Consider the following 12,942-nt stretch of genomic DNA (forward strand, 5'->3'; position numbering starts at 1 on the left):
CGTTCACGACCCAACCGTCCTCTTCTCCGACCGACCCCCGAACGGCACCACCAGGCCGCAGTCGAAAGGGTGCTCTCTCACTCTCCTCGTGAGAAGAACAAGGCACGGCGTGGCCGAGCTATAATTTTAACCACATATCGGTAGTATGGCAACAAGAGACTAATCAAACGTGGACCCGTAGGGCTAGGCCCTCGAGAGTCACAATGGACGACCACAACCATCACGACCACGGTAACCGAGACGATGAGAGCTCACGGAACCGGATAGGCGGCGTAGAAGAGGACGTCCGGAATATCGAGCAGCGGAGGGAACAATCAATTTTAGAAGACGAAGCCGGCGCAGCCGTTGCGGAAGACGAGTTCGAGGCCCGGTTCGCGCACGGTGGCCACGGGGGGATGGACCACGGGAGCCACGGAGACCACGGTGACGGCGGAATGCACGAGGGTCACGAACAGATGTTCCGACGGCGCTTTTTCGTCTCGACACTCCTCTCCATCCCGGTACTCCTCTACAGCGAGATGCTTCAGGAGTGGCTCGGGTATTCGGTTCCTGCGTTCCCCGGTAGCGAGTGGATCAGTCCTGTCTTCGCGGTGATCGTGTTCGCCTACGGCGGGGTTCCGTTCCTCGAGATGGCCGTCCCGGAACTCCGGGATCGCTCGCCCGGGATGATGACGCTCATCTCGATGGCGATCACGGTCGCGTTCGTCTATAGCCTGGCGAGCGTCGTCTTCCCGACGACGTCGGAGTTCTTCTGGGAGCTAGTGACGTTGATAGACATCATGCTGCTGGGCCACTGGATCGAGATGCGTAGCGTCCGCCGTGCTTCCAGCGCGCTCGATGAACTCGCCAAGCTGGTCCCGGACACCGCCGAGCGCGTCGTCGACGGCGGTGGAACCGAAGAAGTGCCCGTCAGCGACCTCGAGGAGGGAGATCTCGTTCTCGTCCGGCCCGGTGCGAGCGTCCCAGCGGACGGCGTCGTCGAGGAGGGCGACTCGGACGTCGACGAGGCGATGGTCACCGGCGAGTCGCGGGCCGTCTCGAAAGGGCCCGGAGACGAGGTGATCGGCGGAACGATAAACGGCGACGGGAGCCTCCGCGTCCGGATCAGCGCGACAGGCGAGGAGACGACGTTAGCGGGTATCATGCGGCTCGTAGATGAGGCCCAGCGGAGCAAATCGAAGACGCAGGCGCTCGCGGACCGGGCGGCGGGCTGGCTCTTCTACGTCGCCGTCGCGTCAGCCGCGGTCACCGGCGTCGCGTGGACGGTCGCGACCTCCTTCGGCGCACCGGTCATCGAGCGCGTGGTGACCGTGCTGGTGATCGCTTGCCCCCATGCACTCGGACTCGCAATTCCGCTGGTGGTCGCCATCAACACGTCGCTAGCAGCCCGGAACGGGATGCTCGTCCGCGACCGTATCGCGATGGAGCGAGCGCGCGAACTCGACACGATCATCTTCGACAAAACCGGGACCCTCACGGAGGGTGAACAGGGCGTCGTGGAAGTTGCGACAACGAGCGAAGTCACCGAAGCGGAAGCCCTCGCCCTCGCCGCGGCCGTCGAGAGCGACTCCGAGCACATGATTGCGGAGGCGATCCGGGAGGCAGCTGACGAACGCGGCGTTGCGAGCCCCAGAGCATCGAACTTCGAGGCGCTCAAGGGGCGCGGCGTGAGGGCAGTCGTGGACGATGACACGGTGTACGTCGGCGGACCGAATCTCCTCTCACATCTCGGCAGTGGCGTACCGAACGAACTCGCTACGTTCGCAGACCGGGCCGGTGAGAACGCACGGACAGTCGTGTATCTCGTCCGGAACGACGAACCGGTGGCCGCCTTCGCGCTCGCTGACGTTATCCGCGAGGAGAGCTATCAGGTCGTGAACGCGCTTCACGACCTCGACATCGAGGTCGCGATGCTGACCGGAGACTCAGAGGACGTTGCCCACGCGGTAGCCGACGAGTTAGGAATCGATACGGTGTTCGCCGAGGTCCTCCCGGAGGACAAAGACGAGAAGGTCCGTGAACTCCAGAACCAGGGCAAACTCGTGGGGATGGTGGGTGACGGAGTGAACGACGCTCCAGCGCTCACTCGAGCCGATATCGGTATCGCCATCGGGAGCGGCACGGACGTCGCCGTCCAGTCTGCAGACATCATCCTCGTGCAGAACAACCCACTCGACGTCGTTCGCCTCGTCAAACTGAGCAAGGCGAGTTACCGGAAAATGCAGGAGAACCTCGTCTGGGCAGCCGGGTACAACGTCTTCGCCATTCCGCTCGCCGCGGGCGTTCTCTCGCCGATCGGAATCCTCCTTTCACCCGCTATCGGAGCGATCCTGATGTCGCTCAGCACGGTCATCGTCGCTATCAACGCACAGTTCCTCCGCCGCGTCGATCTGGACCTCCCGTCCCTTCCCGGAGTCCCATTGCCCGGAACCCCCCACTCGGCAGACTGACCGAAGCTCTCTCGCCAACACGTCGTTTTGGCTGTCCCTGTTCAGACCAGGACACGACGGTAAGCGATGGCGAGCGCACATCGCCCGTGGCCGACGAACATCGCGAAACGGAGTTTTCGAAGGTTCTTCACGGGCAGGACGTCCCACACGGGCAGTCACGTTCGCCCAGAGGGACTGACGATGAACCCACGAGCCGAGTCCGAACCGGTCCCTCGAAAGTCCCGCATCGCTCCGGGTCGTGATAGGAACTCGCCTCCGCCTCAATCGACGTGGGGTGCGAACAGGTTCGCATACGTCGTCTCTCGCTCGAGCGCCTCCTTTGCCTTATCTCGTAGCACGGCGAGGCCCATGTCCCACGAACGCGATTCGTCGGGATTCGGCATCTCCCGTAGCGAGTGGCTGGACGCCGCGAACGCATCGGGCGTCCAGAAACGGGCGTCTGTAGCGTCGGAGCCCGCCTGGAGTCGTCCCGTCGTCTCGGAGCGTTCAACTGCGTAATAGATGTGCATCCGGAACATGTCCTCTTTGACTTCCTTTCCGACGTCGTAGAGATAGACGAGGTCGTCCGGGTCGACCGAAATGCCGGTCTCTTCTTCGAGTTCCCGAGCAACACCTTCACGGGGGGACTCCGGTATCTCGGGTACCCCTTCCGGAATCTTCCACGTGCCCCGACCGCGAAAATCCTCGACAAGCAAGAGACTATCGCCGTCTACGACGACGACTCCGCCGCCGAGAACGGCGTTGTGGAACACATAATCCTCGCAGGAGTCGCACCGATAGACGGTGGGACTCTCGACCAGCTCCAGTAGTGAACCGCAGTACGGACAGTGGCGTGGTGGGAAGTTAACCATCGACACGATACAGGCGGCGAAATACTGTAAATCTACCGTCAAATAAAACGTGAGGAACCGGGACCGGAGTACCCGGTCAGTCACTACAAGGGCCCGACTACCGCTCCGAGGAACGCCGGTCGACCGGCCGTCGCGCGCCTCAGTTCCGACGCAGTGCCGCGCGTGCGTTACCGATCCACCACTCCAGTTCCTTGTACGCAGTGGGCCAGCTCGTGAGCAATCGGTCCTCGGCTGCCTCCAGTTCCGAAGGTGTCCAGAACCGAGCCGCGGCGACTTCGTCGTCCGCCTCCGGTGACCCATCAACGTCCGCGAAGTCGACCGCATACGCTAGAACCGTCTTGTGTGTCGTCCCGAACTTCGCGTACGACCGAGCGTCGAACAGAACGAGGTCGTCGGGGTCGACGCCGAGGGTCGTCTCCTCTTTCAGTTCGCGTGCACCCGCCACATCCGGGTCTTCACCGGCTTCGACCATCCCTCCCGGCGTCCCCCACAGCTTTTCGTCGGGGAGATCCACCTTCACGAGTAGAATCGATTCCCCGTCGAGGACGGCGAGGCGTGCAGTGGGTATCGGGTTGTAGAAGACGTAGTCATCACAGGACTTGCAGTGGTGTGTGGTCGGTGGATCGATGGGCGAGAGCCCAGTTCCACAGTACGGACAGAAATCGGGCTGTCTGTTGACCATACGTCCGTGGTCGACCGGCGAGTAGATGAATCCCATATATAATTACACATATTGTATCTCGTATCTTAGTAGCGGTCAACCGGTAGCCGCTGCCCTCACCAGCGACGTCGAACTGTCCCATCTAGATAGTGGTGGGACGGCACCCGTATCCCGGCACTCTTCGTTCGGGTGTGGTACGGATTTTTGTGGACGGGCGGAACGGCGGTTCGAGGGATCGTCCCTCGGGACGTCCCCTCCTCTCGGGCGGCGCTTCCCGAGAGACGGACCTGAACACGGTAACCCGTCGAAAGCCGGACCATCGATTTCCATCGATTCGCTGCAGACGTTCGACGTTCGTCCGATTCACTTTGGGACAGATACCTTACGAGTCCCCCTCCGAGGGTGTGTCTGTGACACCCAACATCACTCGACGACGCGCCCTTTCCAGGTTTGCCGCTGCGGGCCTGGTGGCTGCCGGCGTGAGCGTCACCGACGCGAGCACGGCCGCTGCAGACGCATCCTACACGCGAACGGACTTCACCACCGCATCCTGGGACGGTACCGACCTCGTCGGGTCGCTCTACGTGCCCGATTCGGACGGTCCCCACCCAGTCGTCCTCGGGACGCACGGCTGGGGCGGCGACCACGGGAGTCCCGCGGTCGCACGCCGCGCCGACGTCTTCGCGAGGAACGGCTACGTCTTCTGTGCGTACGACTCGCGCGGGTTCGGCGAGTCGGGCGGCGAGGTCGGCGTCGACGGTCCGAACGAAGTCGCCGACGCGCTCACCCTCCTCGACCAGCTCGCGAAGGGCGACGTGGGTGGCGTCTCTGTCGACGTCGAGCGCTCGACGAACGGCCCGGTCTGTGCAATGGACGGACTCTCCTACGCCGGCGGTATCCAGCTCAACACGATGGCCGTCTCGACACCCGACGCGGCCGACGCGTTGCTCCCCGATTCGGCCACGTTCGACACCATCGACTTCACCGAAGGGAGTCCGCTCGACGCCGCAGTGCCTCGCTGGGCGTGGCACGACCTCCGGTTCTCGCTCGCACCCCGTGATGTCGTGAAGGCCGGCTGGGACTCGCTGTTGTTGGCGACGGGCATCGCCGGCGCTCGCGGTCTCACATCCGGCGACGGCCAGCCGTCCATCTACGACCTCGAGTACGGCGTCACCGAGGACGTACCCGAGGCGTTCGTCAAGTCGACTGCACAGAACGAGTTCGACAGCGAGACGGCGGCGTTCTACGCGTCCCGCTCCCCCGTCTCGAAGACGGACCTGCTCGAGACACCGACGCTGCTCGTCTCGTCGTGGACCGATACGCTGTTCACTCCGAACGAGGCGATCTGGAACTACCACGCCATCCGCGACAACGGCGCGGAGGCGAAGCTACTGCTGTTCCGCGGGGGCCACACGTTCGAGGAGACAGCCGACGCGGAGATGAACGCACGGCTCGATTCCCGGGCGCTCGAGTTCATCGACGCGCATCTCCGGCGCGACGAGGAGTCTGGCTTCCCGCAGGTGGAGTACTACGAGACCCAGACCGGCACGTGGTCGACGACGAACGACATCGACCCACGGAACAGCAAGGAGTGGACCGTGGCGTTCTCGGACGCGAAACTCGACGAAGAGACGGTAGTGTACAACAGCATCGCCCCCAGCTCGACGAGCCAGTTGACGAGCGAGGAGGAGGACCTCCTCGACGGTGTGACGGCTGTCCACTTTGACTACCCCGTCACGGAGGCCCGGGAGCTCCTCGGCGCACCCACCCTCGAACTCGACCTCGAGCCGCTCGGGACCGATCCGCGGCTGTTCGTGAAGGTGTATCATCGTACCGCTGACGGCGAGACGCTCGTCCACGACCAGGTCACGCCGGTTCACCAGACCGGGGATGGACGCCGAACCGTGGAGGTGGAGATGACGGCCCTCCAGCGCCGCCTCGCCGTCGGTGACACGCTCCGGGTGACGGTCGCCGCGACCGACGCAGGGTTCTACTCCTCGCGGAAGGCTGCCGGAGCACGGATCTACCACGGTAGCGACGCCGACTCGCGGGTGACGTTCCCGGTCCAGCCGAACTGACTCCGTCTCGGCGGTCTCCCGCGTGACTGGGACGGGGGTCGGTCGGCTCGACGCTGTTCACGTCGAAGGAGAGTCGTCGTGGGCGGGACCGTCAGTGGCAGGAAGTCACGGTATCGGTCGTCGGGAGGAACTCTTCGAAAAAGGAACCGCGCTCGACCCGCCTCGTCCGAGCGGTCGGGTGTCGAAATCACCCCACGACGACGACTGCACCCTTCATGCCCATGCCCCGGTGCGGCGTACAGTAGTACTTGTAGACACCGGGTGCGTCGAACGTGTGGGTGAACGTCGTCTCCGCACGGTCGGTGAGCGGCGACTCGAACCCACCGTCCAGGGCGACTACATCGTGTGCGCCGCCCTTCCCGGACCATCTCCACGTGACGGACGTGCCAGGGGAGACGGCGACGGCGGCAGGACCGAACTTGAAGTGCCCGAACACGTCCTTCGCGCCGACGGTGACCGTCACCGCGGACTGTTCGCGCAAGTCGTGCGTCGCACGGTACGTGCTCACGTTGTCGAACCAGCCGTCGTAAGCCGGTTCGGTGGGCAGGTACGACACGTCGGTGGGATCCGGGTCGGGATTGGCCAACAAGGTGGTGCATCCCGAGAGCCCGGTCGTTCCGACGAGCGCCAGGCTGCCGGTAGCCAGCAGGTACGCCCGGCGAGTCAGATTCACGTTCTCACCTTCCTACCGACCCGTCGCGACCGATGCGACGGAGCCGGACGGAGCCTGAACCCGGGCGCGCTTCACGCGGCGCTCGGTCACGAACAGGTACGCGAGCGAGGCGATGAGCGCCACCTGGACGGACTTGTCGGCGACGCCCAGGACGAACTCGGGCATGCCCTGGACGACCCAGACTGCGATCTGCGACGCGGTGAACGGGATACCGACCGCGTAGAGCAGTCGGCGGTTCACACCAGCGACGAGCAACGCGACGGCCCCGAGGAACCCGAGGCCTGCGAGCAGGAACGGGATGAACTCCTGCATCCAGTACAGATACAGGTGCACGATGCCCGTCGTTACAGCGAGCACGATGGCGACCCAGTGCAGCCGGGTCAGGGGCTCATCGCGGGACGCGAGTACGATGCCACGTATGTAACTGAATGAAGTTTCCATGATTACTAGAGTGTTTGCTCAGGATATCATCATTCGCGCTGATACGTTATCCAGGCGTGAGTCGGTGCTCACGGCGTGAAACGTCGTTCGAGGAAGGACCTGTCGACGCCCGGTCTCCCGCAGCAGGGAGAACGTCCGTCGAGACTCACTGCGAGACGTCTTCGATTCGCAGTTCCGTGGCCGCTGAACGATATCGCTCGTAGGTCGCGTCGAACCAGGAGGCGATGGCGCTGTCCGCGGTCTCGATGAGGGCGACGGGCGTTCCCTGGTCGTCGACGACGTACATAGCGATCACGTCGTCGTGGGAACCGACTGCGATGGGGACGGATTCCTGGTACCAGAACAGCCGACCCGACGGGTGAGAGACGAACTCACGGAGGAGACTGCCCACGGACTCGTCGCTGAGGAACGGTTCGAGCGCCGGAGTGGTGAACACGAGCTCGAACTCACCGCCATCTTCCAACGCCTCCAGAATCGCCTCCAGTATGACCGAGGAGAACCCCTGTGTCAGCACGTGTCCGGTCTCCGTGGTCCGGTTTCTCCGTACCGCCGCGTCGAAGTGTGCGGTACTGTTCGTCGCGGTGGGGTGGACGATTCGGGCGTCCGCGAGGAGTCGAAGGTCGAAGTCGAGGTAGTCGTCCGGAAGGTGGTCCACGACGCCGGCCAATCGAGACGACATCTCCACGGTCCGGACCAGTCGGGAGAAGTCAGCGGCGACCAGCTTTCCGGTCGCCGTCGCCCGGTACACCCCGCGCTCTTTCCGGATCCAGCTTCGTTCTTCGAGCCCCTCCAGAACGCGACCGAGTGTGGCCCTGGAGGTGCCGAGGGAGTCACGCAGTTCCGCTCGAGACGCAGCCCGCTCGGTGAGGGCCTGAAGGACCGCAACCCGGTTCTCCGAGAGAGCCAGGAATTCGAGGTGTTCGAGCGAGGAACTCATTCACCAGAATATCGACTCGCACACGGATAATACTCCTGTTGTGTCTCGGGTATTGAACTTCGCACGCGGTGGCGAATCGTCGACGTGACGGGAACCGTATCGGTCGGTTGGACCCACCGAGACCCCTCTACGGGTTGAACCGGCTGGGGCGTATTGATGCTCTCTGCCGCCGTCTAGTCACCTGTGCAGACAGTTCCGACCAACGGCATCCTTACCCACTACGAACGGCGGGGCTCCGGACCCGCCGTCGTCTTCGTCCACGCGTCCATCCTCGACCACTCGATGTGGGACGAGCAGGTCGAGGCGCTCGCCGACGATTACACCACCGTCGTGTACGACGTTCGCGGCCACGGCCGCACCGGCGGCTCCGACCTCGACACCTACTCGATTGGTCTCTACGCCGACGACCTCCACGAACTTGTCACGGCGCTCGAGCTCGACCGCCCCGTCATCTGCGGGCTCTCGATGGGCGCCATGGTCGCCATGACCTACGCAGTTCGGTACCCGGACGACCTCTCCGGGCTGGTCCTCGCCGACGCGTTCACCCCGGAGATCGTCTCGAAGAGCGACTGGCTCGTCCGTCGAATCGTCCTGAACGCGCTGATTCCGCCGGTTCGGCTCTTCGGCTACCAGCGTGTCGAGCGGGCGAACGTCTGGCTCACCGAACGGTTCGCCCGCGGCGCTGGCGGGAACTACGAGCGAATCGAGCAGCTCCGTGCCGACGGGCCACCGATGGCCACCGACGAGTTCGTCAAGGTCGTCAGGTCGATGACCCGGTTCCACGACGAACCCGTCGACCTCTCGGCCATCGCGGTTCCGACGCTGGTCATCTACGGTGAGAACGAGCTACCCTCGGTGAAACAACACGCCGCGGAACTGGCGGCCAGGGTTCCGGACGTGACGGTCGACGTGGTTCCGGACGCCGGCCACGCATCGAACCTCGACCAGCCCGCGTACTTCTCGAACGCGGTTCGAAACCTCGTCGAGCGCGCGTATGGCACCGGCGGGCTCGTTCGGGACGTGTCGTCGCCGTGACCGTCAGTACTCCCAGAGCCGGTGGATCCGCGACTCTATCTCGGGATGCGCCGTCCGGAGCGCCTCCGTCTCGCGCTCGCCGTCGACGTTGATGACGTGCACCTCGCCCCGGCGGCCGCCGTAGACGTCCTGGAAGTCGTAGACAGCACCGACGACGGTCACCTCCTCGGGGACCTCGTCGCTGTCGAGCAGGAACTCGACCTGCCGGTCGACGTTGTACTCGACGAGTCTGTTGATCGCGTCCTCACGGTCACAGTCCGCGGGGAGCGACTCGACGCCGGGCTCGAGGTGGGGCTTCAGCAGGCCGATGCAGTGCTCGATACCGGCCGGCTCGGAGAGGCCGTCGGTCAGGTCGTCGTACGTCGCCGTCACCGCGCCACAGCCGGTGTGGCCGACCACGACGACGGTGTCGGTCCCCGTGTGTGCGACCGGATAGAGGACGTCGCCGGAGACGACCTCGCTCCCGCCGGTCTGCTGGACGACGCGGTTGCCGATGTTGCTGCAAGTGAAGATGCTGCCCGGCTCGTCGTTCCCCCACATGTGGTCCTGCAGGACGCGAGAGTCCGAACAGCAGACGGTCACGACGCCCGGATGCTGTGACTCCTGTACATCGTCGAAACGGGACTGGAACTGCTCTGCGTGCTCGGCGTTCCGTTCTAACATATCGACGAACGTCGGGTCCATATCTAGAGTGACAGACCGCCGTCGATATATCTCTTGATGGTCACGACCGCCGACGAGGACGGACGGACACCCTCCACCGGCGCACAGATTGCTGACTGGGAGCCATTTAATAGGCTGATGTCGCTAGTCCCGCTGTGGACTCCCCGTTCGAGATACTGCACGTCGACCCGGACGCCGACGAGGACGAGATTCGTCGAGCCTACCGCCGACGGGCGAAGGAGACGCACCCGGATCAGGGTGGGTCCAGACGGGAGTTCCAGCGAGTCAAGGAAGCCTACGAAGAGCTGACCGCGAGCGGAGGTGGCGGCGATGGCGACCAGTACGGGCCGGAACGGCCGGGGCGGAGTCGTCCGCCGAAGCCGCCCGAACCACCCGAGCCCGAAGGGTCGCTCGTCACGTACCTCGACTACGCCGTGCTGGACGAACGAGGCTGGAACCTGGACGACGAGGACCTGTTCGAGAAGGCGGCCGGCGCGGGACTCTCCAGCGAGCTGTACGGTGAGTTCCGGGTCGCAGGCGACGACTCTCTCCTCGAAGCCGCCGAAGACGAAGGGCTCACGTGGCCCTTCTCCTGTCGTGGCGGCGCGTGTGCGAACTGTGCCGTCGCGGTCGTCGAGGGTGAGCTCGAACACTTCGTCGACCACGTCCTCTCGCCAGAGCTGGAGGAGCGAGGCATCCAGCTATCGTGCATCGGGACGCCGGCGACGGACGAGGTGAAGGTCGTGTTCAACGTCAAGGACCTGCCGGAGCTCGAGGAGTTACAGTTACCGCCGCGGCCGGGATGACGTGGCCGGCCGGCCCGTGGGCGATGCTCAGTCGCGTCGTGCGCAGTAATCAGGTGCGTCGTGCGCAGTAATCAGTCACGTCGTGCGCAGTAATCAGTCACGTCGCGCCCGCCAGATGGCGAAGCTCCCGAGGAAGCCCGCGAATGCTGCCGTCGCGGTGAAGCCGGGAAGCGAACCCTCGCTTCGTCCTCCGTCCCCGGCACCAGATGGTGCCGTGGCAGAATCCGTCGTCGACCCCGAACTCGCCGTTCCGGTCGTCGGCTCCGGCGTGTTGATGAGCGACTCGGTGGTCGCCCGGGCGTCCTCGACCTTCTTCGCCCGGAAGCGCGAACTGACCAGTTCGTCACCGACGCGGACCGGCTCGTCCGGTGGTGCGCCGAACTCGCCGTCGCCGTTCTTCTGGTAGATCACCGCTTCGAGGCTGAACGTCTCACCCGCGTTCACCGCCGTGAAGAAGTCGGACTGGAGCGAGACGCGAACGTCCTCGTGGTGGCCGGGCTGGACGGAGGTCGTCCCGACGACCGGGCCGCGCGACCCGTTCTCCGTTACCTCGTGCAGGACGACGTAGCTCGACTCGGCGGCGTCGACGCGACGGATGGAGACGCTGGCGGAGTCGACTTTCTGGTCGGTGAATCCTGAGGTCAGCACCCGCGTCGACCCGTCGTCCGACTTCCGCACCGTGACGGTCTGGCCGGCGTAGCCGCCTACAATCCCCCGGAGCGGTTCGTCGGTTCCTTCCTCGAACTCGCCGTCGCCGTCGTCGCTGTGGAGGACGAGCCAGTAGCTCTCGTTGCCGGACTGCTTCCGCCAGAACTCGTCGTCGATGGTGACGCCGACGGTCGTGTGGTAGCCCCGCTCGATGGCGACCGAACCGAGGGCACGGCCGGGGCTGCCGCCCTGGTTCTCGTGGACGACGAGATGTCCTCCGCCCATGGTGAACAGGGACTCGACGACGATGGTACCGTCTGCGGAGAGCTGGGCGTCGGCACTGAGGTGGTTCCCGTGCGCGGCGACCGGGTATGCGGCGGGAAGGGTGGCGACCACGACGAGGATGGCCACGAGGAGAGCGGGAGGGCGTCGCATACCGAGTACCTGTGAAGGCGAGGAAAAAAGGCCTGTCGCCTACCGCTGTGCGGGACCTTCGTCGGTTTCAGCGCCGTCTGATGCGTCGGTCTCACCGTCGTCAGATGCGTCGGTCTCACCGTCGTCCGACGCCGCCTACACCGTGAACGAGACAGGTTCGTCCATCTGCAAGAAGGCGGTCTCGTAGCCCTCGTGGCGGGCGACCTGCGGTGGAGTGACGACCGCGAGCGTCACCTCGTCTCCCGAGGCGAGCGCGTCGACGGTCGCGCCGTAGTGGTAGTTCAGTTCGGTATCGATGGCTCTCGATAGCGGGCCCTCGAAGACGGTCTCGCCGTCTCTCGTCACGGTCGCATCGAGCCCCATCATGGGGATGACCAGGTCGTTGTACGGGGTCCGCGCCGAAACGTAGAGGTACGACCTTCCCGAGTCGGCGAACCGCCCGCCGTCGACGTAGCGAGTGACGAGGTCGGCGTCGTCGACCCGCTTCGTCCCGATGGCGGTCCCCGGCATCGACTCCGGCTTCGGGGCGATACCCACCGGGAGCATCCCCATCTCCATGGGCTTGATGGCGCCCTTCGAGCCGGCCGCGTCGAGTTCCTGTACGGTCAGCTTCTCGCGGACCTGGTCGGTGAACTCGAACGGCACCTCCGCCGTCTCCGGTTCGTCGAACAGTCCCTCGAACTCTCCCATTCGTCGGATGGACAGCGCGGCGACGGAGAGCCGGGCGGTGTAGCTCCCGTCGCCGGGGAGCGAGAAGTTGCCGCCGTAGTGAAAGCCCATCCGCTGTGAGAGCATCGGGTAGATGACCTCCTCGCTGACGGTCTCGCCGTCGCGCAGAATCTCGACCGACATGTCCGTGTCCGGGAGAATCTGTCCGGTCGGTTCGTGCCACACCTGCGCCATGAGGTGAACGGACTGCGCGTCGGTCTTCTTCGTCAGCGACCGGTCAGTGCCGGTGACCGTCCAGAAGTCGTGCGGGACGGCGAGCAGGAGGGTGAACGTGTAGTCGCCGACCGTCTTCGGGCCGAACGTGGCCATCCCCTCCAGATAGGACTGGACGTAGACCCCAGCGGGTTCGTCGGAACCGTCGGCGTCATCGGAGCCGGTCGTCTCACCGGAACCGGCCGTCGTTCCGGTTCGGTCGCGTGGGGTGCTGGAATCCTCGCTGCCGCCGAGACAGCCGGCGACGGGGACCAGCGTGGCTGCAGGGAGGGCGCGGAGGAGCTGGCGGCGTTGCATGCTGTCGTGTACCAACATCCTGCAA

At 64.8% G+C, this 12,942-nt stretch carries 12 protein-coding genes; 4 read left to right on the forward strand and 8 right to left on the reverse strand.

What is annotated here, in order from left to right:
- Positions 1-203 precede the first annotated feature (203 nt).
- Entirely contained in the window at positions 204-2,450 is a 2,247-nt protein-coding gene (locus ACSC1Y_RS02475) for a copper-translocating P-type ATPase (RefSeq protein WP_435333019.1), read from the forward strand.
- A gap of 260 nt (positions 2,451-2,710) precedes the next feature.
- Here ACSC1Y_RS02475 and ACSC1Y_RS02480 read toward each other — a convergent pair whose 3' ends face one another.
- Both ACSC1Y_RS02480 and ACSC1Y_RS02485 read right to left on the reverse strand, forming a co-directional pair.
- A complete protein-coding gene (locus tag ACSC1Y_RS02480; RefSeq protein ID WP_435333020.1) occupies positions 2,711-3,385 on the reverse strand; it encodes an NUDIX domain-containing protein in 675 nt (224 codons plus the stop codon).
- A gap of 55 nt (positions 3,386-3,440) precedes the next feature.
- Complete coding sequence (locus ACSC1Y_RS02485) at positions 3,441-3,983, reverse strand: NUDIX hydrolase (RefSeq protein ID WP_435333022.1); 543 nt, start codon at positions 3,981-3,983, stop codon at positions 3,441-3,443.
- Between the two features lie 458 nt (positions 3,984-4,441).
- Here ACSC1Y_RS02485 and ACSC1Y_RS02490 point away from each other — a divergent pair, with 458 nt between their 5' ends.
- Complete coding sequence (locus tag ACSC1Y_RS02490) at positions 4,442-6,040, forward strand: CocE/NonD family hydrolase (protein WP_435333023.1); 1,599 nt, start codon at positions 4,442-4,444, stop codon at positions 6,038-6,040.
- Between the two features lie 187 nt (positions 6,041-6,227).
- On the opposite strand, the gene ACSC1Y_RS02495 is transcribed toward ACSC1Y_RS02490, so the two are convergent.
- The 3 genes from ACSC1Y_RS02495 to ACSC1Y_RS02505 all read right to left on the reverse strand — a co-directional run bounded on the left by ACSC1Y_RS02495 (position 6,228) and on the right by ACSC1Y_RS02505 (position 8,091).
- Positions 6,228-6,713 (reverse strand): halocyanin domain-containing protein, encoded by a 486-nt coding sequence (locus ACSC1Y_RS02495; RefSeq protein WP_435333025.1) that lies wholly within the window; start codon positions 6,711-6,713, stop codon positions 6,228-6,230.
- Between the two features lie 12 nt (positions 6,714-6,725).
- Positions 6,726-7,154, reverse strand: a complete 429-nt coding sequence (locus ACSC1Y_RS02500) for a DUF7475 family protein (protein WP_435333027.1) — start codon at positions 7,152-7,154, stop codon at positions 6,726-6,728.
- Positions 7,155-7,299: 145 nt separating this feature from the next.
- Positions 7,300-8,091 carry a helix-turn-helix transcriptional regulator gene (locus ACSC1Y_RS02505; RefSeq protein WP_435333028.1) on the reverse strand — a complete coding sequence of 264 codons (792 nt, stop codon included), beginning with the start codon at positions 8,089-8,091 and terminating at the stop codon, positions 7,300-7,302.
- Positions 8,092-8,274: 183 nt separating this feature from the next.
- Between ACSC1Y_RS02505 and ACSC1Y_RS02510 the strand changes: the two genes are divergently transcribed.
- On the forward strand, positions 8,275-9,126 hold the full coding sequence (locus ACSC1Y_RS02510) for an alpha/beta fold hydrolase (RefSeq protein ID WP_435333030.1): 852 nt from the start codon (positions 8,275-8,277) through the stop codon (positions 9,124-9,126).
- 3 nt (positions 9,127-9,129) lie between these two features.
- On the opposite strand, the gene ACSC1Y_RS02515 is transcribed toward ACSC1Y_RS02510, so the two are convergent.
- Positions 9,130-9,810: a carbonic anhydrase gene (locus ACSC1Y_RS02515; protein ID WP_435333031.1), complete on the reverse strand. Its 681-nt coding sequence runs from the start codon at positions 9,808-9,810 to the stop codon at positions 9,130-9,132.
- A gap of 134 nt (positions 9,811-9,944) precedes the next feature.
- Between ACSC1Y_RS02515 and fer the strand changes: the two genes are divergently transcribed.
- The gene (fer, locus tag ACSC1Y_RS02520) at positions 9,945-10,595 is read left to right on the forward strand and encodes a ferredoxin Fer (RefSeq protein WP_435333033.1); all 651 of its coding nucleotides are present in this window, start codon (positions 9,945-9,947) and stop codon (positions 10,593-10,595) included.
- 93 nt (positions 10,596-10,688) lie between these two features.
- Here fer and ACSC1Y_RS02525 read toward each other — a convergent pair whose 3' ends face one another.
- Both ACSC1Y_RS02525 and ACSC1Y_RS02530 read right to left on the reverse strand, forming a co-directional pair.
- Entirely contained in the window at positions 10,689-11,678 is a 990-nt protein-coding gene (locus tag ACSC1Y_RS02525; protein ID WP_435333034.1) for a DUF7282 domain-containing protein, read from the reverse strand.
- 135 nt (positions 11,679-11,813) lie between these two features.
- The gene (locus ACSC1Y_RS02530; RefSeq protein ID WP_435333035.1) at positions 11,814-12,917 is read right to left on the reverse strand and encodes a DUF7350 domain-containing protein; all 1,104 of its coding nucleotides are present in this window, start codon (positions 12,915-12,917) and stop codon (positions 11,814-11,816) included.
- Between the last annotated feature and the right edge of the window lie 25 nt (positions 12,918-12,942).

This window comes from Haloarchaeobius lipolyticus, assembly GCF_051208015.1.
Taxonomy (GTDB): domain Archaea; phylum Halobacteriota; class Halobacteria; order Halobacteriales; family Natrialbaceae; genus Haloarchaeobius.